At 46.7% G+C, this 24,858-nt stretch carries 17 protein-coding genes; 12 read left to right on the top strand and 5 right to left on the bottom strand.

What is annotated here, in order from left to right:
* Positions 1–75 precede the first annotated feature (75 nt).
* Positions 76–3,087 (bottom strand): EAL domain-containing protein, encoded by a 3,012-nt coding sequence (locus tag QUA27_RS09675; RefSeq protein ID WP_333067656.1) that lies wholly within the window; start codon positions 3,085–3,087, stop codon positions 76–78.
* 270 nt (positions 3,088–3,357) lie between these two features.
* Complete coding sequence (locus QUA27_RS09670) at positions 3,358–4,191, bottom strand: prohibitin family protein (RefSeq protein ID WP_333067655.1); 834 nt, start codon at positions 4,189–4,191, stop codon at positions 3,358–3,360.
* Between the two features lie 636 nt (positions 4,192–4,827).
* Here QUA27_RS09670 and nfi point away from each other — a divergent pair.
* From nfi to QUA27_RS09615, 11 genes are all read left to right on the top strand, one after another.
* Positions 4,828–5,481 (top strand): deoxyribonuclease V, encoded by a 654-nt coding sequence (nfi, locus tag QUA27_RS09665; protein WP_333067654.1) that lies wholly within the window; start codon positions 4,828–4,830, stop codon positions 5,479–5,481.
* Between the two features lie 455 nt (positions 5,482–5,936).
* Positions 5,937–6,167, top strand: coding sequence for a KGG domain-containing protein (locus QUA27_RS09660; protein ID WP_006631632.1), 231 nt, complete (start codon positions 5,937–5,939; stop codon positions 6,165–6,167).
* Positions 6,168–6,674: 507 nt separating this feature from the next.
* The gene (locus tag QUA27_RS09655; protein WP_333067653.1) at positions 6,675–7,202 is read left to right on the top strand and encodes an FHA domain-containing protein; all 528 of its coding nucleotides are present in this window, start codon (positions 6,675–6,677) and stop codon (positions 7,200–7,202) included.
* A 105-nt stretch (positions 7,203–7,307) separates the two neighbouring features.
* On the top strand, positions 7,308–9,311 hold the full coding sequence (locus QUA27_RS09650; protein ID WP_333067652.1) for an FHA domain-containing protein: 2,004 nt from the start codon (positions 7,308–7,310) through the stop codon (positions 9,309–9,311).
* A 149-nt stretch (positions 9,312–9,460) separates the two neighbouring features.
* Positions 9,461–9,889 (top strand): hypothetical protein, encoded by a 429-nt coding sequence (locus QUA27_RS09645; protein ID WP_333067651.1) that lies wholly within the window; start codon positions 9,461–9,463, stop codon positions 9,887–9,889.
* A 197-nt stretch (positions 9,890–10,086) separates the two neighbouring features.
* Positions 10,087–11,226 (top strand): DNA cytosine methyltransferase, encoded by a 1,140-nt coding sequence (locus QUA27_RS09640; RefSeq protein ID WP_333067650.1) that lies wholly within the window; start codon positions 10,087–10,089, stop codon positions 11,224–11,226.
* Between the two features lie 194 nt (positions 11,227–11,420).
* Complete coding sequence (gene miaB, locus QUA27_RS09635) at positions 11,421–12,761, top strand: tRNA (N6-isopentenyl adenosine(37)-C2)-methylthiotransferase MiaB (RefSeq protein WP_333067649.1); 1,341 nt, start codon at positions 11,421–11,423, stop codon at positions 12,759–12,761.
* Between the two features lie 193 nt (positions 12,762–12,954).
* Positions 12,955–14,025 carry a D-alanine--D-alanine ligase family protein gene (locus QUA27_RS09630; RefSeq protein ID WP_333067648.1) on the top strand — a complete coding sequence of 357 codons (1,071 nt, stop codon included), beginning with the start codon at positions 12,955–12,957 and terminating at the stop codon, positions 14,023–14,025.
* Positions 14,026–14,286: 261 nt separating this feature from the next.
* A complete protein-coding gene (locus QUA27_RS09625) occupies positions 14,287–15,369 on the top strand; it encodes an AI-2E family transporter (protein ID WP_333067647.1) in 1,083 nt (360 codons plus the stop codon).
* 531 nt (positions 15,370–15,900) lie between these two features.
* Positions 15,901–17,193: an HhoA/HhoB/HtrA family serine endopeptidase gene (locus QUA27_RS09620; protein ID WP_333067646.1), complete on the top strand. Its 1,293-nt coding sequence runs from the start codon at positions 15,901–15,903 to the stop codon at positions 17,191–17,193.
* Between the two features lie 241 nt (positions 17,194–17,434).
* Complete coding sequence (locus QUA27_RS09615; protein WP_333067645.1) at positions 17,435–18,307, top strand: MBL fold metallo-hydrolase; 873 nt, start codon at positions 17,435–17,437, stop codon at positions 18,305–18,307.
* A 92-nt stretch (positions 18,308–18,399) separates the two neighbouring features.
* On the opposite strand, the gene QUA27_RS09610 is transcribed toward QUA27_RS09615, so the two are convergent.
* The 3 genes from QUA27_RS09610 to gcvH all read right to left on the bottom strand — a co-directional run bounded on the left by QUA27_RS09610 (position 18,400) and on the right by gcvH (position 23,899).
* The gene (locus QUA27_RS09610) at positions 18,400–20,082 is read right to left on the bottom strand and encodes a glycoside hydrolase family 44 protein (protein WP_333067644.1); all 1,683 of its coding nucleotides are present in this window, start codon (positions 20,080–20,082) and stop codon (positions 18,400–18,402) included.
* Between the two features lie 164 nt (positions 20,083–20,246).
* Entirely contained in the window at positions 20,247–23,198 is a 2,952-nt protein-coding gene (gene gcvP, locus QUA27_RS09605; RefSeq protein WP_333067643.1) for an aminomethyl-transferring glycine dehydrogenase, read from the bottom strand.
* Between the two features lie 311 nt (positions 23,199–23,509).
* Positions 23,510–23,899: a glycine cleavage system protein GcvH gene (gene gcvH, locus QUA27_RS09600; RefSeq protein WP_333067642.1), complete on the bottom strand. Its 390-nt coding sequence runs from the start codon at positions 23,897–23,899 to the stop codon at positions 23,510–23,512.
* A 59-nt stretch (positions 23,900–23,958) separates the two neighbouring features.
* On the opposite strand from gcvH, the gene QUA27_RS09595 reads away from it, so the two are divergent.
* Entirely contained in the window at positions 23,959–24,792 is an 834-nt protein-coding gene (locus QUA27_RS09595; RefSeq protein WP_333067641.1) for an alpha/beta hydrolase, read from the top strand.
* Positions 24,793–24,858 lie beyond the last annotated feature (66 nt).

The following is a 24,858-nucleotide window of genomic DNA, read 5'->3' as shown; positions in this document are numbered from 1 at the left end:
TATTGAATCTCCAATAAGCACAGGCCGCTATAGTTTTAAGATTTTTCAAAATACAAATTAAATATTTGGTTCTGTTCACCATTTGGGCGATCGCCTCAACAAGGCTGTAGCTGCCTCACTGTCGAGAGGTTTAGAGAAAAAGTACCCCTGACCGTACTCGCAGCCGATCGCCCGCATTTGAGCCAATTGGACGGCGGTTTCGACACCTTCTGCTACTACCTCCATCTCCAAACTGCGGGCCAGCATGACGATCGCCCGCACGATTTCCAAATTTTCGCCCATTTCCCCGATGCGGGTCACAAAAGAGCGATCGACCTTCAAAATATTAATCGGGAACTTGTGCAAATAACTCAGAGACGAATAACCAGTGCCAAAATCATCAATGCACAGCCCGATACCCAAGTCTCTCAACTGCGAAAGCATCGCCGCCGCCGCTTCCCCATCTTCCATCACCACACTCTCAGTAATCTCCAACTTCAAACAGCGAGCGTCAACTCCCGTTTCCAGCAAAACTTGCTTAATTTGCTCGATCGACTCGGCTTCGGCAAACTGCCTCCCGGAAAGATTTACTGCGACTGTCAGCGGCGAATTTCCCACAGGTAAATTCAAACTCTGCCACTTAATAATTTGGCGGCAGCTTTCGTTCAAAACCCACAAACCCAAAGGCGTAATTAACCCTGTTTCCTCCGCCATCGCAATAAATTCCATCGGGGAAACTAAACCCCTTTCCGGGTGCAGCCAGCGCACCAGCGCCTCAAATCCGATAACTGAACCCGTTTTTAAACTAACGATCGGCTGATAATAGACAGTAAAAGGACATTCCAATTTATAAGGAGCCAATGGCGATTTCGGACGCTCCAACTTCCGATCTATTTCGCTCATCGGTGAGTTTTCCTCCACCGCCACACATCCGAAATCCACTATCGAATATTTCAAATTTAGTTCTTCAACCGACTCCCGCAAATCGTGTTCCAAGTGCATCAAAGCCACCGCCTGAGTGTGCATCGCACTGGTAAAAACTTCGTAGCGAGCTTTACCCAGAGCTTTTGCCCGGTACATCGCAATATCAGCATCGCGCAAAATATCTCCCGGCCACTGATATTTGTCGGTACTCAAAGCAATGCCGATGCTAGCAGTAATTAAAACTTTATTACCTTCCAAATAAAGCGGTCGTTCGATCGTTTTCAGAATTTCCTTTGCTTGGGCGATCGCCTCATCCACACCGTGAATTTCTTCTAGCAAAATCACAAACTCATCTCCCCCCAGACGCGCCACCGTATCCCCTGGCCGCAAACAAGTCAAAAGACGGCGAGCCACGCCCACCAACAGCCGATCGCCCATGCGGTGTCCCTGACTGTCATTAATCACCTTAAACCTGTCCAAATCCAGAAACAGCACCGCAAACTGATAGTTCGGATGCCGTTGCGCGCGGGCAAAAGCTTGCCCCAACCTGTCAGTCAACAAAGCGCGGTTCGGCAACTCTGTCAGCGCATCGTGCAAAGCATCGTGCAACAGTTGTTCTTCAGCCATCTTGCGTTCAGTCACGTCGTGACAGTTGACCACAATTCCCCGCACCGAAGGTTCGTTGAGCAAATTCGTCGCCACCGCTTCCAACACGCACCAGGAACCATCCTTGTGCTGCACTCGGTACTCCGCCATTCCCTGACTAACTCTCGGCATTTGCATGACACCTTTGAACACTTGATCCACTATTAGCAATTCGTCAGGGTGAATCAAGTCAAATATAGATCGGCCCAGGACTTCCGCCGTCGGGTAGCCCAAAATCCGCTCTAGGGAAGGAGATACATAGCGGCAAAAGCCTTTCTCGTCGAGAATCACAATAATGTCTCTAGCATTTTCAATCAACGATCGAAAGCGCTTCTCGCTTTGCCGCAGCTCTTGTTCCGTGCGCTTTTGGTCGGTAATATCGGTATTCATGTAAATCAGACCGACAATTTTCCCCGTGCGGTCTTTAATAGCATCGGCCCGCAGCAACACTTGCAAAGTTTTACCGCTTTTAGTGCGGTTGGTAATTTCACCAAACCAAGAATAACCTTGGGCGATCGTGTCGAGTACCTCCTTGGCGACTGGGGCGTCAGCAAAAACTGCCGATATACCTCCGGCTAGTTTAAATTCCTCTGCGCTGTCCCATTCAAATAGCTGAGAAAACGCTTGATTTTGATAAATGTGAGTGCCGTTCGCATCGCTGATGCCGATCGCGTCACTCGAACTTTCCACCGCCTTGCGAGTCAGCACCAGAGCTTCTTCTGCCCGCTTGCGCTCGGTAATGTCAATCCCTACCAAACAAGCTGCTTTGCCACGATCGTACTTTTGAGCCACAATCAAATAGTATCCCTCCGACTCTCCCGCGTCGGTTTGTAGCTTAACGTTGAGTTCTTTAACCGCTTCCGTAGCGTCGCCGGCAAAAAACTCCACCACAAAAGAGTTAAAATCCGAGCTAGCGCCCAGAAAACCAATATCTTGACCGACAAAAGCCGACGGCCGCAAACCATGCAGTTTGGCTAAGTGCTGGTTAACCCCCAAATAGCGCAAATCCGAGCTAATCCAAGATACTGTTCCCGGAACTGCTGCCAAAATCGTTTGCAGTTGGTCGTTAGCTTGCTGCAATGCTTCGTGCACTTCACAGATGCGTTCGGACAAGTCCGACTGAATCCCTACAAAATGAGTCAAATTAGCGCTGTCGTCTCGCACGGGAGATAGCGACAATTTGCTCCAAAAAGGAGTGCCGTCTTTGCGGTAATTTTTGATTGTTGTCTGGATTTCTCGACCTTGGCGCAAGGCCTCGCGGATCTTAGCTACGGTAGTTCGATCAGTATCCGGGCCTTGCAAAAATCGGCAATTGCGCCCCAAGACTTCACTGGCGCAGTAACCCGTCATCCGTTCAAAGGCCGGATTGCAATAAATTATGGGACAGTCGGGTGCATTGGCGTCAGCAATCACAATGCCACTGCTAGTAGCGGCCAAAGCTCGATCGCGTAGCCACAGGGCTTCTGACGCAGTAGGGCGATCGCCGATACCCCCCACTTCACCTAAGTTAGAAATTGACTGGTTCTCCCGATCTCCCATCAGCCGAACTTTCAAGCAAACCTTTACAATTTCCGAATTGTTTCTTACTCTAACGTTTTTCAGGACTCGCGCAACGTAAATTGTATCTGGGCATTTAAGTAAGCGGGATTTCACGTTAGTGGTTAGTTGTATTTTCTACCCTTGCTGTTCGGCATTTAAAAAAAGCACATCTTCACTTGCGCAGTGAAAAACCGTCTATTCTTCTCCCCCTCAGACTCTCTCCCCCTCTTCCCTTCTCCCCGCGTCCTGGCAATCACGATCTGCAGCAGCTTATTTAGCAGGAGTTGCAGCTTGAGAACTCGGCGGCGCAATATTAATTAATGGCAAAGTTCCGCCTCCTCCCATTACTGTCGGAAACTGACCGTTCCATTTTTCAATTGCTTGCTGCTGCAAAATTTCGGCTGTTAAAGTTTGCCGCTGCAAGCGTTGAGCTTCAGCTTTACCTTTAGCACGGTTAATTTCAGCTTGAGCATCTTGGGTGGCTTTTTGAACTGTAAATTCTGCTTGTTTAGCTTCTTGTTCTGCTATTTGTTTGGATTCGATGGCTTTGCTAAATTCTGGAGAGAAGCCAAAATTTATTAAAGAAACATCTCTGACAATGACGCCATAAGGTTCCAAGCGCTTTTTGAGGCTGTTGTCGATTTCTGTTTTTAGTTCGGTGCGCTTAGTGATAATTTCTTCTGCGGTTTTTTTAGAAGTTGCTGCTTTGAGAACTTCCGAAATTGCCGGACTCAGAATGCTGGTAACAATTTGTTCTTCGTCTCCCACTTGTTGAAAAACTTGATTGACTTTGGCGGGGTCAACATTCCAGTTGACTGCCAAATCTGTAGTAATGCTTTGCAAATCTTTGGATGCTGCATCTGCTTTCAAATCTGTTTTTTGTACCCGCACGCTGAGAGTTTTTACAGAGGTGATGAGCGGTAAAATCGGGTGGATGCCTTCATCTAAGATCGCGTCTTGAACTTTGCCGAAGCGCATCACGACGCCGCGTTCCCCTGCGCCGACGAGGGCAAAAGGTCTTAAAATTAAGGCGGCGATGATGAAGACGATGCCACCGACGATGTAGAGAGCTAGGTTATACTGAACATTTTGCATGGTTTTCATATGTTTATTCACCTATGTTGTGTTACTTGATGTTAGTTTTCTATTCGATATCATCTAAGATTATAACTTCATGTTAAGGGTGAAACAACTCATAAATTCATTGATTTTTTTTCATAAAAGTCATATAGTTGCGAGGGTCTGGGGACCTCTTAGCTCCATGAGCGGGGATGAACAATGGCACTTGTAGCTGGGTAAGATTATTGATGAATAAATGTTTCAAGTATCTTGACAATGAAGATAAAATTAGATAAAGAAGAAGTAAATAAATAGCTCGATCGCTCTTTGACAAAGAATAAAATGGCGATCGGAAAGAAAAAGCTTTCTACAAAGCTAAAAAATCCGCATCAAATAGGTATTTTTTGTAAATTTTGAGTAGAAAATAGGAGGTTCGTGCCGATAAAACCTTGGGCGGTTGGTTCCAGCACAAGCGAAAGAGAGAATTTCACTCTCCGACCTACAGACTCTATTGGTAGAATTGGCATCTGCCCGCCTTTCTCAACCCTCCTGAGTAGAAAAAAGACTTCTTGGGCAAGCTAGGAATTTTAGGAATTTATAGCTACAAACGATAAAAATCTGAGTGTAAAAATGCCTGAAAATAAGTTAAGCTTAGATGAGAACGGTTGAAAAAAAATCACAATGTTGCAACGACACCCTTGGCCGCAGACAGTTGAAGAGGCGATCGCCATTCAAGAACAGCTTCGGTCAGAGGTAATTACCGCAAATCAACTGGAGACAGTTCGATACGTCGCAGGCGTAGATGTCGGCTACGACAGTGCAAACGACGTATCGCAGGCCGCTGTAACAGTTCTGAGCTTTCCCGACTTGCAATTGCTGCAGCAAGCCGTGGTTCGCAGTCCTACAACTTTTCCTTACCTTCCGGGTTTCCTGTCTTTTCGAGAAGTACCGGCAGTCCTTGAAGCTTTGGAAAATATCAGTTTGAGGCCAGACTTGATATTGTGCGACGGTCAAGGACTAGCCCATCCCCGCAGGTTCGGTCTTGCCTGCCATTTGGGGGTTTTGACAGGGATTGCCACGATCGGAGTTGCCAAAAATCGATTTATGGGAGAACATTTAGAAGTCGGACTCGACCGTGGCAGTTGGCAACCCTTGCTGCTGGAGGGATCAACGGTAGGAGCAGCGCTAAGGACGCAAACAGGAGTAAAACCGATTTATGTTTCGATTGGTCATAAGGTAAACTTGATAAGTGCGATCGAGTACGTCCTGCGCTGCGCCCCAAAATATCGCTTACCAGAAACAACTCGATCGGCAGACCAACTAACATCGGGATAACTGGCAAGCGCGGAAGGCATCAAAAAAAAAGTAAAAAGACCAAAAAAGCATCCGTCTTTGGACTTTTAATTTTTTGAAGTGGCGCCGCCCGAGTCAAAAAATCCTCTGAGTCTACCGCCAATCAGCTTTCGGTTCCATCCTTCCAGCGAACTAAAGAATGACTATACCTGAGAAAGAGGTATAAACGTTGGGGGGGTTTATAGAATGATTGAAAGACAGTAACCAGCTAAAAACATTGGCGGCTCTAACTATAGTGCCCGGACGTGAACTATTTTTAGTTCACATTTGTAAATTATGAAAGAGTCATCCTGCGAGTTAAACCAAAAGCTGAGATTCGTGTGATGAGGTTTCATAATTTACAGTCGGATATCTCACCACTGACTGGAAGTAACCACGACAGTGGGGGGCGAAGGCGCGATCGAGCTAAAAAATCAGAAACAAACAAGGAGACAGTCATGGCTGAGAAAAGCAAACGCGGATTCGCTTCTATGGATGCAGAAAAACAGCGCGCAATTGCTAGCAAAGGCGGAAAAGCTGCACACGAGAAAGGAACTGCACACGAATTCACCCCTGAAGAAGCCAGACAAGCTGGCCAAAAAGGCGGTGAAGCTGTCAGTAGAAATCGCGAACACATGGCTCAAATTGGTCGCGAAGGCGGTCGGAAAAGCCGCAAGAGCGAAGCTTAAGTCTTTCAAGGCTGGCCCTGTAATGAAAGATTGCACAGTTGCAGCGTGAGAGATAGCACTAGGACAGTCAACGTTTGAGGAGGTGGGGCAATCGAATTTCCCAAGGTAGTTCGATCGCCCAACCTCCAAAATTCGTCATTAGCGCACCAAAGCTTTGCAAATTTGAAAACCCCACAGCAATTAGTTTTTAGCAATCGCTGGCAAATCTTGAACAGCAAATTTTTAACCAAGCTGCACTGCGGTCAATAATTTTGCGGGAAAGAAAAGCTGGCTAGCGGGAGTCAGTCTCTCAAAAAAAGCCAATACGAGCACTAAAAGCCCCGAACTCAGGGCTTTTTTGTTTAGCTGCACATAATAATATTTTTAGAAGTTCGATCGAGTCTGCGTCAATAATTCTAATTAAGTTTTTTGGTGAGGAACTCCGTCCTCAAAATAAATCAGCTAATATTTTTTTATTATAAATCAGCTAATATTTTTTTATTATATTTTTGAGCTAACTATAAAATCATGACAAACCAGCTCACTTTAACATGGACAGAAGCTGGGGTGCGTCAAACTCAGACAATTGAAAACGGACAGCCGAGCAAAAATCCGGGAAGCGTGAGGCTAGGGCGCGATCCGGCGAAGTGCGATATAGTATTTTCGCATCCCAGCGTATCGGGGCTGCACGTTGAAATATTTTTTAATCAGGAATTGCAGGAGTATGCAGTGCGGAATTTGCGCGAAAGCAATCCGCCACTGGTAGACGGACAAATTCTCGTCCGAGGCGAAGCAAAATTGAACTCGGGAAGTCACATCCATTTAGGGCAAGTGCAAATCGAGGTGGTGAATGTGACGGAGGTGCAGGTAGCCGCGCCCCAGACAGTTTTGCTGGAGCCTCCCGCAACTGGTAACTTTCAGCCGACGGGGCCTTCAAAATATGGTTTGCAGTGTCCCAAATGCAGCCGAATTTCGCCTTACGCGCAGTTGAATGCGGGGTGTCCGTGGTGCGGTACTTCTTTGGCGGCGGCGGCGAGTGTGGTCATCTCTCCGTGAGAGTGTAAAAAAGGGAAAATCGGGCTATCCGCTAAACACTCTCAACTTCAAAAATCTTTTTTTGCAGAAAGCTCAAAGCCGACGGCTGATGTTTAAAAAATAATCATGAATTCTCAACCCTTGCGCCTGCGACTGACTTGGACTGATACAGCTACGGGGGATTGTCGATCCCCTATACTCGACTTACCCATCGCTTTGGGACGAATTTTTGAAGCTATGCCCGCCACAATCAACGGGAAACGAGTTTCTCGAATTGCCCTCAGCAGCAGTCAAGTTTCTCGCTTTCACGCAGTGATTGGCACCGAAGGTAACAGTATTTTACTTACTGACACGGGTAGCCGCAACGGTACTTTTGTCAACGGCGTTCGCCAAACCAGGTGCGTGCTGGCAAACGGGGATATGCTGCAAGTTGGGCCCTACGCCATCGGCATTTCTTTTGCTGTGAATTCTCCTGAAATGCCGTCGGTCAATTTTCACATTTTCTTTAACCCGCAGACCAATGGGCCAGATCCCGCGTTGGGGCAACCAGTAATGTTGCAGCTTCCTCAAACAAGTAGTAGGGGAGAATTTCCGCCGATCGCATTTTTGCACGCTTCTCAAATAAAAGTGCGATCGCTCGAATCTATGGGACTCCCTGTGGCAGAAGTTGATTGGGCTGCTGTTGGCGGTGGTTTGGGCAGCTTTATGTGGGTGGATTTGCTGAGAATTTGCGGTGTGAAAATCGATCGAATTGCGGTTTTGGGCATGGAAAACCAGCCTTACGCCCGCTATCGCCGTCTATGCCTGAATTCTCAAATTCCGCTGCGGGAACGCCTGCGATCGAATTCTGACTCTTGTCCAGACAACATTTGGGGGTGGCCTCCCTATGCTTTGCGGGAAGCTTGGCAGGAATTGCGGAAAGGGCATTTGGGGAGGTCGTTGAAGTTGATGTGGCAGGTGTTTGCTGAACCGACTTTTGCCGAAACTTATACGCCTCGCGCGGGTAATGTGTTTGATTCTATTGACAGGGAAGTCCAGAGAATTGGGTGGAATCAGATGTTTCGCTACGGTAGAGTGCGGGGAATTCGCAAAACAGATGACGGCAGGTACGCGATCGCTTATTCTCGATCGGATGCGGATCACCGCGAGCACGCTTTTTTAATCGCCAAATACGTACACTTAGCCACCGGCTATCCCGCCATTCAATTTCTGCCCGACTTGCAAGCTTACCGCGAAAAAACCCAGGATTTTGAGTCGGTTGTCAACGCTTATGAAAGCCACGACGGCGTTTACGAAAAATTGGAGGCCAGCGGCGGCAGCGTGTTAATTAGAGGCCGGGGAATTGTGGCTTCCCGCGTGGTGCAGCGAATTTACGAAGCGCGACAGCGCAATCGCAACATTCAAGTATTGCATTTGATGCGATCGCCCAAACCTCAAGGTAACAAATTTAAACTCGCTCAGCGAAGAGTCGAAAATCACTACGAATTTCAACCTTTCAACTGGCCAAAAGCTTCCTGGGGCGGGGAACTCCGCGTACTTTTGGAAAAAGCCGCCCCCGAATTGCGCCCGCAGTTGCTCACAGACTGGGGTGGAACTACTACAGCCCAGCGCAGCGACTGGCGGCGGATTGTCAAAGAAGGTTTAAGTCAAGGATGGTATCAAATTACCTTCGGTGAAGTCGAGCGAGTCGAGCGCGACAGTCAAAACCGCACAGTGACGTACATTAAGGAGAAGGAACTCAAGGGGCAAATTAAGTTAGAAGCTGATTTTATTATTGATGCTACGGGTTTGGACGCTAAGGTAAAAACCAGTCCCCTGTTAAACGATTTGGTAGCTCAATATAATCTTCCCCTCAACGGTTTGGGGCGGCTGAGTGTTAACAACGATTTTGAAGTGCCCGAATTGCGGAATTCTTCTGCTAGCAACACAGAAGGCCGGGTATACGCAGCCGGCGCGATTACTTTGGGAGGGCCTTACGCGCCGGTAGACAGCTTTTTGGGCTTGCAATACGCCGCCTTGCGTTCCGTTGAAAGTCTGGCCGCCAACCGAGTTGCGGGTGTGCAGAAATTGAGCGTTTGGCGATCGTTCGTGCAATGGTGGAAATGGATTTTAAATAAATCTCCCGACTAATTTTAAGGAGGAAGTTTGCCAACGAGCAATGTATGGGATTTAATTGATTTAAACGAGCTTCGCGTTCAATCTAAAATCTAAAATCTCAATTCAAAATCGAACAATTTTACCATGCAATCTAAAATCTAAAATATAAAATATAAAATCGCATGACTCCCACCTTATTCGGTCGCTGGCAAACTCGGTTATTGCTATTTGCAACAGTAGGCGTTTTAGTAACCCTGCCCTTTTTTATAGGTTTAATGACCTCCAAATCCGGCTCAATTTTTTTCTGGATTTTAGGGTATGTAGCGATTTTTGGTCTCGGCTGGGATGCTTTATATATATACATCCAGCAGTTCCGCTGGGATCGAGATTGGCCCGGTGCATTTCAATTGCTCGCCGGGATTTGGGAAGCACTTTTTGTGTTATTTTTAATCAAAGTTATCGGTTTACCGGGGATATCTGCACAAGATTTTGACTTGGGAGCTTTTGCTTTGCATTATAGTTTAGTGTGGCTGGCTATTTATCTGGCATCGCAAACACTGATGCGGATTTTGTTTCCCCACTGGCGTTTCCGAGGCGGTGAATGGTTTTAAGAATAGTTTTGAGTATAGTAAGGTGCGCAATGCGCACCAGTAGGGGAACGGCATTGCCGTGTCCGGCCGGATCTGCGACTTTTAATAATAAAAGGTGGGCATTGCGCACCCGACAGAATTTATAGTAAGGTTCAGCGCTCCCTCCGCACCCGACAGAATTTATAGTAAGCTCAACTCAAAATTGCTGGCATCCTTCAATGCACCGTCCTCCTTGTATTTTCTCATTTTTTTCGGGTTCTGGCTTGCTCGATCTGGGTTTTGAGTCGATCGGCTTTAATGTAGCGTATGTCAATGAAATTTTCCCACCTTTCATGCAAGCATACCGCTATTCTCGGCAGTGCCTGAATTTGCCGCTACCAGAATACGGATATTGCGAAGGAGAGGAAGCAGATGTAACTCGACTTGTAGAGGGAGAAGCAGCTTTTCGCCTGCGGGAATTGATACAAGATGCCCGCAAGCATCACGATATTGTGGGATTTATCGCGGGGCCCCCTTGTCCTGACTTTTCTATTGGTGGCAAAAACCGAGGTCAAGAAGGAGATAAAGGCAAACTTTCGGCTTCATACATTGAATTGATTTGTCAGCAGCAGCCAGATTTCTTTTTATTTGAAAATGTCAAAGGTTTGTGGAAAACCAAAAAACATAAGGCTTTTTACGGTGAACTAAAACATCAGTTGGCGGATTCGGGATACGTTTTTGCGGAACGTTTAATTAATGCGATAGAATACGGGGTTCCGCAAGATAGGGATAGAATAATTTTGATTGGGCTTAGAAAAAACCTTGTCAAAAATCTGGGCATTTCCATAGAGGAAAACAGCCAAATGTTAGCCGAAAGTTTATTTCCTTGGCAAAGTCAGGTATTATATCCCAAATCAGAAATTTTTTCTCATCCTTGGCCTGATAGAACAGCCTTTGCAGAGGATGGTTTCGTGCCTTGTCCTGATGGCATCCACCAAGATTTAACGGTAGAATTTTGGTTCCAAAAAAATGACGTTCTCAACCATCCCAATGCCAAACACTATTTCCAACCCAAAGCAGGCCTTAAGCGGTTTGCTTCAGTTGATGAAGGAGATGATTCAAAAAAATCTTTCAAGCGATTGCACCGATGGCGTTATTCGCCAACAGCTTGTTACGGCAATAACGAAGTTCACTTGCACCCTTACAAACTTCGTCGGCTTTCTGTTGCAGAAACACTGGCTATTCAGTCACTGCCAAAAGATTTTGCACTGCCGGCTAAGATGACATTAACTAATATGTTTAAAACTGTTGGCAATGGGGTTCCTTATTTGGCTGCACAAGGTATTGCCAAAACCATTTTACATTTTTTATCTCACTAAAAAAACAGAAGAGCTAAATACCCGACTTCGCAGATTTTGTCGTATCTAAAACTATTTGTAGCGATAAGGGGCGCATTGCACACCATATAATTATTACAATTCCCAATTACCAGACGTATGTCGTTTAACATAGAAGTGTTATAATAAAGTGTTAAGGTTGAAAACCTATATTTTTTATTTGCCTGCAATTCGCCATGACCGTTAAACCCCGCCGCTATCACATCACTACTTTCGGATGCCAGATGAATAAAGCCGACTCGGAACGGATGGCCGGCATTCTGGAAAATATGGGCTTTGAGTTCTCGGAAGACCCGAACGAAGCTAGCTTGATTCTCTACAATACTTGCACAATTCGCGATAATGCCGAACAAAGAGTTTATTCTAACCTCGGAAGGCAAGCTCATCGCAAGCGCCAAGAACCGGGTTTAACTTTAGTTGTAGCTGGATGCGTGGCGCAGCAGGAAGGTGAAGCGCTGCTGCGGAGAGTGCCGGAATTAGACTTAGTAATGGGGCCACAACACGCTAACCGACTTGAAGATTTGCTGGAACAAGTTTTTGAGGGCAATCAAGTTGTGGCGACTGAAGCTGTTGAGATTATGGAGGATATTACTAAGCCCCGCCGCGACAGCAAGGTGACTGCTTGGGTGAATGTAATTTACGGCTGCAATGAACGCTGCACTTATTGTGTTGTCCCGAATGTTCGCGGGGTTGAACAGTCGCGAATGCCGGAGGCAATTCGCGCGGAAATGGAGGATTTGGGGCGTCAAGGTTACAAGGAAGTCACTTTATTGGGGCAAAATATTGATGCTTACGGACGCGATTTGCCGGGGACAAAACCGGACGGCAGCAACCAGCATACTTTGACGGATTTGCTTTATTTTGTGCAGGATGTGCCGGGTGTCGATCGCCTCAGATTTGCTACTAGCCACCCGCGCTATTTTACGGAAAGATTGATTAAGGCTTGTGCGGAATTACCGCAGGTGTGCGAACATTTTCACATTCCTTTTCAGTCTGGAGATAATGATATTTTGAAAGCGATGTCGCGAGGCTATACTCAGGAAAAATACCGCCGGATTATTGATACAATTCGCCGTTATATGCCGGATGCTTCGATTACTGCTGATGCGATTGTCGGTTTTCCTGGGGAGACAGAAGCACAGTTTGAGAAGACTTTGAAGTTAATCGAAGATGTTGGTTTCGATTTGGTGAATACTGCGGCTTATTCGCCTCGCCCTGGGACACCGGCGGCTTTGTGGGAAAATCAGTTGAGTGAGGAGGTGAAAGCCGATCGCCTGCAACGAATCAATCATGTAGTCACAACAACGGCGATGGAACGATCGCAGCGCTATTTCGGACGCACTGAAGAGGTTTTGGTGGAAGTCCAGAATCTCAAAGATTCAACTCAGGTGATGGGACGCACTCGCGGCAATCGTCTCACATTTTTTAAGGGCGATATTGCAGAATTAGCAGGTAAAATTGTGCGGGTTAAAATTACAGATGTTCGCGCTTTTAGTTTGACGGGAGAAATGCTGTAAGCTGTTGGGGCATTTAAATTGTATGTCAAGAAATAATCAAACTATGACTGGCGAGTTTCTTCGAGGCCGCCCGCAATATACAATTTAAATTCGCAACAGCTTATGCTTAATCCTTAGTTTCTGTCGCATACTTCCTGTGATAGCTGCGCTAACTGCGTGTATATTTGTCAAAAAGTACCGGGAGTATTGAAAAATGACAAAGATGCGGATCGGGCTATTGTTCGGGGGGCGATCGGGCGAACACGAAGTCTCAATTAGTTCAGCGCGGGCGATCGCCGGCGCCCTCGCTGCTGACGAAAATGCCTCTAAATACGAAGTTCTGCCCTTTTATATCCAAAAAAACGGCCGCTGGCTGTCGGGAACATTCCCTCAACAAGTCTTAGCCACCGGAAAACCTCTGGAAATAGAGGAACAAACAGCACAAAAAGACTCTCCCGCTGGACAGTTTCCTAATTTTAATGCCGTAGATGTTTGGTTCCCTATTTTGCACGGGCCAAACGGCGAAGATGGTACGGTGCAAGGGTTACTGAAATTAATGCAAGTTCCTTTTGTCGGTTCCGGGGTTTTAGGTTCGGCGCTGGGAATGGATAAAATTGCCATGAAAATGGCTTTTGCTCATGCTGGTTTGCCGCAGGTAAAATACATCGCTGTCAACCGTTCCGAAATCTGGTCTAATCCTTGCGTTTTCCCCAAACTCTGTGATAAAATTGAAGCAGGTTTGGGCTATCCTTGCTTTGTAAAACCCGCTAACTTGGGTTCGTCTGTGGGAATTTCTAAAGCTCGATCGCGCGCTGAATTAGAAGCAGCTCTCGACAGCGCCGCCAGCTACGATAGGCGGATAATTGTCGAAGCTGGTGTGGTTGCTAGAGAATTAGAATGTGCTGTTTTGGGTAACGACAACCCCCAAGCTTCAACGGTGGGAGAAATTTCTTTTAAAAGCGATTTCTACGACTACGAAACTAAATATACCCAGGGACAAGCCGACTGCTCAATCCCGGCAAAAGTCAGCGCTGCGATCGTCTCGCAAATCCAAGAAATGGCAGTACAAGCATTTTTGGCTATAGACGCAGCAGGTTTAGCGCGAGTAGACTTTTTCTACATTGAATCAACTGGAGAAGTTTTGATTAACGAAATCAACACTTTTCCCGGCTTTACAGCTACCAGTATGTATCCGCAAATGTGGGCCGCGGACGGCATTTCTTTCCCGGAATTAGTAGACCGTTTAATTCAATTAGCTCTCGAACGGCACGGGGAAAAAGGTTGAATCGCGCGCGGCTAACCGCTGCCCGGTCAACAGCAAAAAATATTTGTTTCGCAGGTGATATATTCATAGCAGCGGAAACGATATAACATGGTTGTGGCAGGCAGTGCCTGCCAGCAACCCAATTTCCGCTGGGGGTCGAGCTACTGCGAATTTTAAGCAGTCGGGTATAAATAAATGCACCCTAAAATGTTTAAGCGAGAACGGCAAATAGCAGTGTCAATCTCACATCTTGCATCTCAAAATTTAACTCGGTTAACTTAGATGAGACGTTTCACTCAACTGCCGCAGTGGTGGACTTACGGACTGGTATTTCCCCTAGCGGTACTCAACTGCTGGTTAGCCCTCCTAGTCTTTGAATATTTTCGCGCCCTGATTACAGTTTTGGTAGTGGCTACAGTGCTGTCTTTTTTGCTAGATTATCCAGTGCGCTTTCTGCACAGATACGGCTTGAAGCGCGATCGAGCAGTTTTGTCGGTATTGTTTTTGACTTTACTGCTATTGGTGGTTTTAGGTGTCACTCTGGCCCCGATTCTGCTAAACCAAATCACTGAACTCGCCACCCGACTGCCGACTTGGATAGTTTCTGGCACAGAACAGATTGAAGCATTCCACAATTGGGCGGAAAATCGCAATCTCCGCATTGATGTCAGCGGCTTGACTACCCAATTGAGCGATCGACTTTCAGCTCAATTGCAGTCTCTCACCGGTGAAATCCTCAAATTTGGCTTGGGTGCTGCAGACAGTCTGTTGAATTTCCTCCTCACAATAGTCGTGACATTCTACTTGCTATTGCACGGCGATCGCGTATGGGAAGGATTGTTTAAATGGTTTCCTTCCAAGCTGAGCCTGCAATTGCGACAGTTGCTGGCGCGAAGCTTCCACAACTACTTCGTCGGACAAGCAACTTTGGCGGGTTTGATGGGACTGTCTATCACTGTTGCTTTTTTAATTTTGCGAGTTCCCTTCGGACTTCTGTTCGGTTTGGGTGTGGGTGCAATGACTATGATTCCCTTCGGGGCACCTTTCAGTATTTGCATTGTCAGTTTGCTGATCACATTAAACAACTTTTGGCTCGGCGTGACAGTTTTAGCGGTTGCTACAGTAATTGAGCAAATAATTGAAAGCGGGGTTGCTCCTCGGTTATTAGGCGGTTTTATCGGCCTCAATCCTGTGTGGATTTTAGTGGCGCTGCTGGTGGGGGTTAAGGTGGCGGGAGTCGCAGGTTTGTTAGTGGCTGTGCCGATGGCTGGTTTTATTAAGAATACTGTGGATGTTTTGGAGAGTTCGAGGAACAAGTCGAGGGAAATCGATTCGGTTAGTTCCATTGAACATATGGAGCAATAAAATTCCTCCCTAGGTTCAAATTTGAGATTAGAAGAGAGTTTTTGCAGGCTATTTTGACTTAGGTTTAGTTGGTACTTTAGCTTGAGGCTTTAGAGTTTTTTTACTTCCTGCTTTAGGGTGAGGCTTTGCGGTGCTTTAGCTGCTAGTCTTTCTGGATGCAGGCGGGGTCAAAAACCCCGTTTCTAGGTTAACGTCGATCGCTCACAACGAAGATTTTGTTTAGAAACCTGGTTTTTTTGAGTGCAGGATAGTTGTTGACCTCGGATATCAATCATGTGAAAAATTTGCGGGAAATACGGAATATGCGAGCCGGCTAGCGTAGTTTGTATTATCGCACTCAGACACCAATTCGCCAGTGCAGGCTCAGTTCGATGGCACTCAAAAGCTCGATTTCACAAACAATTTGCCTGCGACTGTCCGGTTTCTACCCCAGCTTGTAGGGTAAACCCCACCAGTCAAGCAGAGATCATCAATGCTTGAATTAAAATTAAGCAACCTTAAGTTGTAATTAAATTACAGTAGGTGCTAAAAATGCAAAATCCTAATTATAACTCTCGCTCTAACTCCCACCAACTCAATACTATGTCAACCAAAAATATGCCTGCTACAACTGTGCGTTCTCGCCATTTCTCGTTGCCGAAAAAACTGGCTTTTTTATCCCTTGTTTTGCTCGGCTCCACCGCAACTGTTGGGTGCAACGCCCTAACTTCTCAAGTTCCTGGAAGTTCTAACGCCATCAAAGCTGAACCGGCAAGTGCAGCGCCAATCTCAGCATTGCCTGCGAATATACTGCCCTCTCAAGACTCTAATTTTGTCACTAAAGTTGTGCAGGAAGTCGGCCCGGCAGTGGTGCGGATCAATTCGTCTCGCACGGTGAGGAACCAAGTTCCAGATGAGATTCCCGAGCAATTCCGCCGCTTCTTCGGCCCGGAATCTCCCATTCAACCGGGAAATCGGGTAGAAAGGGGTTCGGGTTCGGGTTTTGTTTTTGGTTCCGACGGCCGCATTTTGACTAACGCTCACGTTGTTGACGGTGCAGATACGGTGACGGTAAAACTGAAGGATGGCCGCGAATTTGTCGGCAAAGTTTTAGGCGTCGATACAGTTACTGATGTGGCTGTTGTGAAAATTGAAGCTACCAATTTGCCTGTGGTGAGTTTGGGCAAATCTGAAGAATTAGAGCCGGGAGAATGGGCGATCGCGATCGGCAATCCCCTCGGTTTGGACAATACTGTGACTGTGGGAATTATTAGCGCTACAGGCCGTTCTAGCGCCGATGTCGGTGTTCCCGACAAGCGCGTCAGCTTTATTCAAACGGATGCTGCGATCAATCCCGGCAATTCCGGTGGCCCGCTGCTGAACCAGCGCGGTCAAGTTATCGGCATGAATACGGCGATTATTCAAGGCGCTCAAGGATTGGGTTTTGCGATTCCGATCGATCGAGCACAACAAATTGCTGAGCAGTTAGAAACAACAGGAAAAGCCCAACATCCTTATCTCGGCGTTCGGATGTTGAGCATTACTCCCGAAATCAAGAAAGAATTTAATCAAAATCCCAACACCAAATTGAGGCTGACTGAAGATAAAGGCGTGTTAGTTTTGGGAGTTGCGAAAAATTCTCCAGCGGCACAAGCTGGAGTTCGCCTTGCCGATGTGATCAAGAAAATCAATGGTACAGAAGTCAGCGATGCTGGCAGCGTACAAGAAATTGTCGAGAAAAGTACAGTGGGCAGCGATCTGCAGCTTGAATTAAGCCGCGGCGGACAACCTGTCACTGTGGCGGTGAAAGCGGGTGCTTTTCCAGCGGAGCAGCAGCAGCAGTAGAATAGTTGATTGAAACTTGTCTCTTGCACCATTGTCAATAATCCTTTTATGAACAGGCTTTCCGGCCTGTTCCACAAGAAAATTTATCTCTTGTGGAACGGGCATCTTCCCCGTTGTTGACAATGGTGCAAGAGGTGAGTTTTAACCGGATTGTGCTGTGAGACGGTTTCAACCCCCGGCGGGATGTGGGGGGGGTACTCATTGTTACCATAATTTATATGGGTTATTAAGAGGTAGAAAAATGGCTAACATTAATCGGAGGCGTACTGAAAATATTAACGGTAACTTTTATGTAGACAGTACCTGCATTGACTGTGATACTTGTCGGTGGATGGCACCTGAAGTATTTGGTCAAGCGGGAGAACAGTCTGCGGTTTACCACCAGCCAACTAATGAAACTGAAGAAATACGATCGCTCGCGGCTCTTTTGTCTTGTCCCACAAGTTCGATCGGCACTGTAGAAAAACCCAAAAGGATCAAAGAAGCCCAGCAACTGTTGCCCGCACTCGTAGCAGAAAATGTCTATCACTGCGGCTACCACTCAGAGAAATCCTACGCCGCAGCCAGCTATTTAATTGTCCGCCCCGAAGGAAACATTTTAGTTGATTCTCCCCGTTTTGTGCCGCCGCTAGTTAAAAATATAGAGGCAATGGGTGGCATTCGCTATCTGTACTTGACTCACCGCGACGACGTGGCCGATCATCAACAATACCGCGATCATTTTGGGTGCGATCGCATTCTCCATGCTGACGAAATTAACACGGGTACTCGCAGTGTAGAAATTCAATTGTCAGGCAGCGAACCGCATCAAATAGCCGATGATTTGTTGATTATACCTGTTCCCGGCCACACGAAAGGTCACACAGTTTTGCTTTACAATAACAAGTTTTTGTTCGCCGGGGATCATCTTGCTTGGTCGGAAAGTTTGCACCAGCTAGTTGGCTTTCGCGAAGTCTGTTGGTATTCTTGGCCGGAACAAATCAAATCTATGCAGCATTTGGCTAATTACTCGTTTGAATGGGTGTTGCCGGGACACGGCCGCAGGTATAATGCCGATCGACAAACAATGAGCAATCAAATGCAAAAGTGTATTGCTTGGATGGTCGATGCTTAATAGTTTAAAATCCCTTTTATACTAGGCGGTTGAAACCAATCCTACACACACTTTCGTCCGATCAGCGGATATTTAATAAGCCGGATTGGGTATTAAGCCTTGGGAATAGCCACCAAAGTCATAGAATTAGCGGGGTAAGTTGCCTGAAATCCCGTATCACTGACACCTAAATCGCTCTGACGGACGATCGCCCCCAAATTCGCCTCGCTGTAAGTGTAAAATTGAGCTTTACCCGCAGGTTTAAATCCTTTCAAACTCAAGTTGCTAGTCAAGTTTTTGTTGGTTTTATTAATAATTACCAGCGTCAGAGTACCATCACTGCTGCGATCGGCTGCGTAGATTGACAAAAGTCCCTGATCTTTGCTACCCGATCGCACCCAAGTATCGCCATACTTACCGCCTTTTCCGTCGTAATTCATGTACATTCTGAAAGCATAGGCCCCTGGCTCTGAAGACTTCGGAGGCCCCCACAGTGTCGCTAAATCGAGTTTTTCTCGCCCAAAAATCCCCAGTAAATCGGCTTGGGCTAACGCCCCGTTAATCGACTCCAAACCGCCCCAATTGTATTCAGTAATCGCGACTTTTGTACCTGGATAATCCTGATTTACCCACTCTCGAAACCGAGGGATAATTGTTAGCGGCGGATTGTATTTACCAATCCAACTTTCATCAGTATAGGTAGCATCCCAGAGAGAACGAGTCGATCGCAATCGCAGCGCTTGGGTTTTGGCATCGCCGGCGGGACAATGGGCCAAACAGGTATCGTCCGCCGCAGGATAGTAGTGTTCGTCGAAATAGTCCAGAATCCGAACACCTTTCTGCTTTTCATAAGCGCGCATTTGTTGCAAGTACCACCGCGCCAACCAGACACCGCCGTGTTTTTCGCGATCGCCTTTTACGAGAGAATCCACATATACAGGCCAGCCAAAATCCGACGGGCCGAGTACCTTAGCAGTGGGATCTGTAGCTTTTACCATTGAAGCATATTGATAAGTGCGATCGCGCAATTCATCGTAACTTGTCGCTTCTGGATGAACATCGCGGTGAGTATTTCCCCAGCCGCTTGGTTCGTTGTCCATTTGATAAATTTGCACGCCGCCGTTAGCAGCAGTACCGTGAGTTTTAATTAAGTGTTGAATCCAAGATTGTTGAAAAGCTGGGTCGCTAATAATACTGACATCAAGGCGATTATTATCAGTTATCAAAGTACCGTCGGGACGCTTACCGTTGCCGCACTTATCTCCTTCTGGAAAAATGTAGGGATTTGTTTTTTCTTGCAGCCCGTACTTGGATACTCTAAACCCGCAATTCCAAGTGCTAAATTTATTTACATAGCCAATCATTGGAATTGTAACGATGCTTTTGCTGCCGTTTTGGCGGTTGGTTTGGACAATTTTATCTATAGAATCGCCGGGAACAGGATTTTTATTGTCGCCGCCACCCACGAAAAAGAAGTCATCGCCCTTGTTGGAAGAATCGACTAACCAGTTGTAGCGGCTGGTGTGATTAGCCCCCCAGCGTTCTACCGGAATTCGCAACTCTTTGGCGAGGGCGGGGTCTAGTCCATAATCATTCATACCATAGATATCGGGACTGATGGGATGTCGATCGGCTGTAACATCAACAGACAAAGCCGGGCCGATAGTTTGGGCGATCGCGATTTTAATGTAAGCTGTTGTTGCCACTACCCCCAAAGCAGCCAAAACACCTAACAATAATAGGATAATCCAACGCGATTTATTTTCGGCAGCCAACCACAAAAATCGTCTATTCATTTTTTATTTTACCTGGGGATATTTGGATTCTTGTATTACATTGTTTTCGGCGCGTTTATCTAGCTTGATAAGCTGTTATACATTTAAATTTTATTTTTTGGGCGGGCTAGAAGCACCCCACAAGAGTATATGTGTAAGGTGCCCCTTGCCCCGCAGAGACTTATTTAACCTTGACTGTAAGCCTCCATTGGCAAACAAGAACAGACAAAATTGCGATCGCCAAACGCATTATCTATCCGGCCCACCGCCGGCCAAAACTTATGTTCGCGAGTCCAAGGTGCCGGATAAGCCGCTTGCGCGCGAGTATAAGGACGATTCCACTCATCAACCATCAGAGATTCGGCGGTGTGCGGCGCATTTTTCAATACGTTATTTTGCGCGTCAACCTTGCCTTTTTCAATCTCCGCAATTTCCGATCGAATCGCAATCATCGCATCGCAAAAACGGTCTAATTCCTGCTTCGATTCGCTTTCCGTTGGTTCCACCATTACCGTACCCGCAACCGGCCAAGAAACCGTAGGCGCGTGATAGCCGTAATCCATCAAGCGTTTAGCGATATCTTCAACTTCAATCGCCGCAGACTTTTTGAGCGATCGCAAATCTAGAATACACTCGTGCGCCACCAAACCCGCTTTCCCTTTGTACAAAACCGGATAGTAAGATTCTAAGCGTTTTGCCATGTAATTAGCATTAAGAATTGCTACTTTTGTCGCTTCAGTTAAACCCACTCCTCCCATCATCCGAATGTACATCCAAGAAATAGGCAAAATGCTAGCACTTCCCCAAGGCGCGGCGGAAACAGCACCAACTGATATTTGTTGACTGTTGACTGTTGACTGTTGACTGTTAAGAGTAGAATGACGTGGCAAAAATTCTACTAAATGAGACATTACCCCAATCGGTCCCATTCCCGGCCCGCCGCCGCCGTGGGGAATACAGAAAGTTTTGTGCAGATTCAAGTGACAAACATCAGCACCAAAATCACCGGGGCGGCACAAACCCACTTGAGCATTCATATTTGCGCCGTCCATATAAACTTGTCCGCCGCAGTTGTGAACTATCTCGCAAATCTCTTTAATTTCTTCCTCAAAAACGCCGTGCGTTGATGGATATGTCACCATCAAAGCCGCCAGTTCATTTTTGTGCTTTTCGGCTTTTTTATGTAAATCTGCAACATCAATATTACCCTGGAAATCGCACTCGACAGCAACTACTTTCATTCCCGCCATCACCGCGCTAGCCGGATTTGTACCGTGGGCTGACTGGGGAATCAAACAGATATTTCGGTGAGATTCGCCTTGGTGTTCGTGGTATTGACGAATAACTAACAAACCCGCGTATTCGCCTTGGGAACCGGCGTTTGGCTGCAAAGAAATTCCCGCAAAACCGGTGATTTCGGCCAGCCACTGTTCTAGTTGCACGAACATCATTTGATAGCCGCGAGTTTGATCGCGGGGTGCAAAGGGATGTATCTTGCCAAATTCCGCCCAAGTCACGGGCATCATCTCTGCTGTGGCATTCAATTTCATTGTGCAAGAACCCAAGGGAATCATCGATGTATTTAGCGATAAGTCCTTGGCTTCTAAACGGTGCAAATACCGCAAAAGTTCAGTTTCTGAATGATAGCTGTTGAAAACTGGGTGAGCGAGATAGCTGCTGGTGCGATCGCAAAAATCTGGTAATGTCAGATATAAACTCAATGCGTCTGCATCCAGCGGAATGTTGAGAGCATTCTGCCCGTCTGCCCTGATATAATCTTTATCCTGTGCAAAAATTTTCCACAACTCTTGCACATCTTCAACGGTGACAGTTTCATCTAACGTGATTCCCACTGTCGAATCATCGAAAACTCGGAGATTAATTTTGCGAGCTTTAGCAGCTTCTAGAAGTTCTGACAGCGGTTTATCTCCCAATTCTACCCGCAAAGTATCGAAGAAATGTTGAGAACCAATTTTGTATCCGAAACTTCTTAAACCGGATGCCAAAAGTGCCGTTAAACTCCATACTTTCTCAGCAATGTCTTTCAGTCCAGACGGGCCGTGATAAACAGCATACATACTCGCCATCACTGCCAGCAAAACTTGAGCAGTACAAATATTGCTGGTTGCTTTTTCGCGGCGGATGTGCTGTTCGCGAGTTTGCAACGCCAAGCGCAAAGCAGATTTGCCGTTGGCATCTTTAGAAACGCCGACAATTCGCCCCGGAACTTGCCGTTTAAACTCTTCTCGCGTGGCGAAATAGGCGGCGTGGGGCCCTCCGAATCCCATCGGCACTCCGAAGCGCTGAGTGCTTCCTACGGCTATATCCGCGCCGAATTCGCCGGGGGGTGTGAGCAAGCAAAGGCTCAAAATGTCGGCGGCAACTGTGACTAATGCGCCGACTTCGTGTGCCGATCGAATAAAATCGGTATAGTCGTAAATTGCGCCGTCTGTGGCGGGGTATTGCAGGAGAGCGCCGAAGATTGTACGATCGAACTCAAAGCTTTGATGGTCGCCGACAATCACATCAATTCCAAGCGGCTTAGCGCGAGTTTGCACGACTTCCACAGTTTGAGGGTGGCAATCTTGAGAAACAAAAAACGCTTTTGCCCCCTTTTTGCTCGCCCCGTAACTCACCGCCATCGCTTCCGCCGCCGCAGTCCCTTCATCCAGCAAAGAAGCGTTGGCAATTTCCAAACCCGTGAGGTCAATTATCATGGTTTGGAAGTTCAGTAAAGCTTCCAATCGCCCTTGAGCAATTTCGGCTTGGTAGGGAGTGTAAGCTGTATACCAGCCTGGATTTTCTAGGATATTCCGCTGGATGACGGGGGGTGTGATGCAGTCGTGATATCCAGTGCCGATGTACGATCGAAATACCTGATTTTTTGCCGCAATTTCTTTCAATTCTGCCAAAGCGCTGTACTCGCTTTGCGCTGCGGGAAGTTGTAGGGGTGCAGAAATGCGAATCGCCGCTGGAACCGTTTTGTCAATCAACTCATCGAGGCTGGAAATGCCCAAAACATTGAGCATTTGCTGGATTTCGCTGGGTGTCGGGCCAATGTGCCGGCCCGCAAAACCATTGATGGGGGAAAGGTTTTGCTGCTGGTTGGGTTCAAGTTGAGGGCTGTAGAGTACCAAGGCGGATTCTCCTGAATAGACTTTTGCTTCTTTGTTTGTAACATTTTGCTAAGAAAACCAGGAAGATTTTCTGCGTCTATCAAAGTGCGACAGTCCGACAGGGGTTGAAACCCCTGTCTCATAGCTAAAGTCGTCTGAAGACGACTGTAGATTAAGGCGCACTTATCGCCACTCCCCGCGCAACTGGTTAGTATTTCAGTCGTCTAAAGACGACTTGTGCTAAAAGCCCCGTGGGTTTCAACCCCTGGCGGATTGTGGAGGAATCAACGAGCCCTATGCCCAAATTCCCACTCAAAACTCCCAACTCAAAACTATTCCCCTTCGACCATTTGGCGATACTTCTCGGCTGATAAAGCGTCATCGACTTCGCTGGTGTTGTCAACGCGCACTTTCAGCAGCCACCCGTCCCTGTAGGGGTCTTCGGCCAAATTTTCGGGAGACTCTACAATGTCATCATTGCGTTCTACGACGATACCGGTAACTGGTGCTTTCAAGTCTTCAACCGCTTTGACTGATTCGACTGTACCGAAAGCTTCGCCCTTTTCCAACCCTGCACCGACTTCTGGTAAATCTAGAAAAACGATATCGCCGAGTTGGTCAACTGCAAAGGCACTAATGCCGATGGTGGCTATTTCGCCTTCGAGTCGAATGTATTCGTGGGTGTCTAGGTATTTCAAGTCATCGGGGTATGTTAGTGCCATGTCTTTTCTCGCAATAAAAAAGTATTAGTTAAATCTTATTCAACTATGAGCCTTTAGTGATGGCTAACTGGAACAAAAAAAATATTAAACGCTTGCTTTTCGGAGAATTTTCGGTCAAACGACTTATGAAATCTCTAATTTTTATTTACGCATTTCTGTGTTTTTACGGTTTCTTTTTTTCAGAACGGCTAATTTTTCAACCTCCGCCATCTAGCCAGAGTGATAGAAGGGAATTTATCAAAGTTAGCTCAGCTAATGGCGTGAAAATTTCTGCTGTTCATTTTCCTAACCAGCAAGCTAAATATACCATACTTTACAGTCACGGGAATGCGGAAGACTTGGGCGGGATTTTGTGGCTACTCAGAGAGATTCGAGATAGCGGGTTTGCTGTGTTTGCCTATGATTATCAAGGTTACGGCACGAGTCAGGGAAATTCTTCTGAGTATAATACTTATCGTGATATTGATGCTGTTTACAATTATTTAACGCAACACTTGGGAGTACCTGCAAAGCAAATTATTCTTTACGGGCGTTCTGTGGGGGGTGGGCCGGCAATAGATTTGGCGTCGCGGCAAAAAGTCGGCGGTTTGGTGGTTGAAAGTTCCTTTGTTTCGGCTTTTCGGGTGTTGACGCGGATTCCGATTTTACCCTTTGACAAGTTTGTGAATATTGATAAAATTGGCAAAGTGCGATCGCCTGTTTTGGTGATTCATGGTAAGGCTGATGAGGTGGTTCATTTTTGGCATGGAGAGCAGTTGTTTGCCACCGCCAACGAGCCGAAATTGAATTTTTGGGTTGATGGGGCCGGTCATAATAATTTGATAGATGTGGCGGGCGATCGCTATGCTGAAACTTTGCGAAAATTTGCTAAGCTAGTAGATGAGTCTTCTTGACCAAGATGAGCAACGGGCTAGAAGCCCGTTCCACAACAACACATACACTTCCCTTTTTTTGCGGTC

The organism is Microcoleus harperi Pol14_C6 (assembly GCF_036701295.1).
GTDB lineage: Bacteria > Cyanobacteriota > Cyanobacteriia > Cyanobacteriales > Microcoleaceae > Microcoleus.
This window is presented reverse-complemented; position numbering and strand designations above follow the sequence as displayed.

Bases quoted from the DNA above. Each gene is read 5' to 3' on its own strand.
- QUA27_RS09675 (WP_333067656.1), bottom strand. From the start codon at position 3,087: ATGGGAGATCGGGAGAACCAGTCAATTTCTAACTTAGGTGAAGTGGGG.
- QUA27_RS09670 (WP_333067655.1), bottom strand. From the start codon at position 4,191: ATGAAAACCATGCAAAATGTTCAGTATAACCTAGCTCTCTACATCGTC.
- nfi (WP_333067654.1), top strand. From the start codon at position 4,828: ATGTTGCAACGACACCCTTGGCCGCAGACAGTTGAAGAGGCGATCGCC.
- QUA27_RS09660 (WP_006631632.1), top strand. From the start codon at position 5,937: ATGGCTGAGAAAAGCAAACGCGGATTCGCTTCTATGGATGCAGAAAAA.
- QUA27_RS09655 (WP_333067653.1), top strand. From the start codon at position 6,675: ATGACAAACCAGCTCACTTTAACATGGACAGAAGCTGGGGTGCGTCAA.
- QUA27_RS09650 (WP_333067652.1), top strand. From the start codon at position 7,308: ATGAATTCTCAACCCTTGCGCCTGCGACTGACTTGGACTGATACAGCT.
- QUA27_RS09645 (WP_333067651.1), top strand. From the start codon at position 9,461: ATGACTCCCACCTTATTCGGTCGCTGGCAAACTCGGTTATTGCTATTT.
- QUA27_RS09640 (WP_333067650.1), top strand. From the start codon at position 10,087: ATGCACCGTCCTCCTTGTATTTTCTCATTTTTTTCGGGTTCTGGCTTG.
- miaB (WP_333067649.1), top strand. From the start codon at position 11,421: ATGACCGTTAAACCCCGCCGCTATCACATCACTACTTTCGGATGCCAG.
- QUA27_RS09630 (WP_333067648.1), top strand. From the start codon at position 12,955: ATGACAAAGATGCGGATCGGGCTATTGTTCGGGGGGCGATCGGGCGAA.
- QUA27_RS09625 (WP_333067647.1), top strand. From the start codon at position 14,287: ATGAGACGTTTCACTCAACTGCCGCAGTGGTGGACTTACGGACTGGTA.
- QUA27_RS09620 (WP_333067646.1), top strand. From the start codon at position 15,901: ATGCAAAATCCTAATTATAACTCTCGCTCTAACTCCCACCAACTCAAT.
- QUA27_RS09615 (WP_333067645.1), top strand. From the start codon at position 17,435: ATGGCTAACATTAATCGGAGGCGTACTGAAAATATTAACGGTAACTTT.
- QUA27_RS09610 (WP_333067644.1), bottom strand. From the start codon at position 20,082: ATGAATAGACGATTTTTGTGGTTGGCTGCCGAAAATAAATCGCGTTGG.
- gcvH (WP_333067642.1), bottom strand. From the start codon at position 23,899: ATGGCACTAACATACCCCGATGACTTGAAATACCTAGACACCCACGAA.
- QUA27_RS09595 (WP_333067641.1), top strand. From the start codon at position 23,959: ATGGCTAACTGGAACAAAAAAAATATTAAACGCTTGCTTTTCGGAGAA.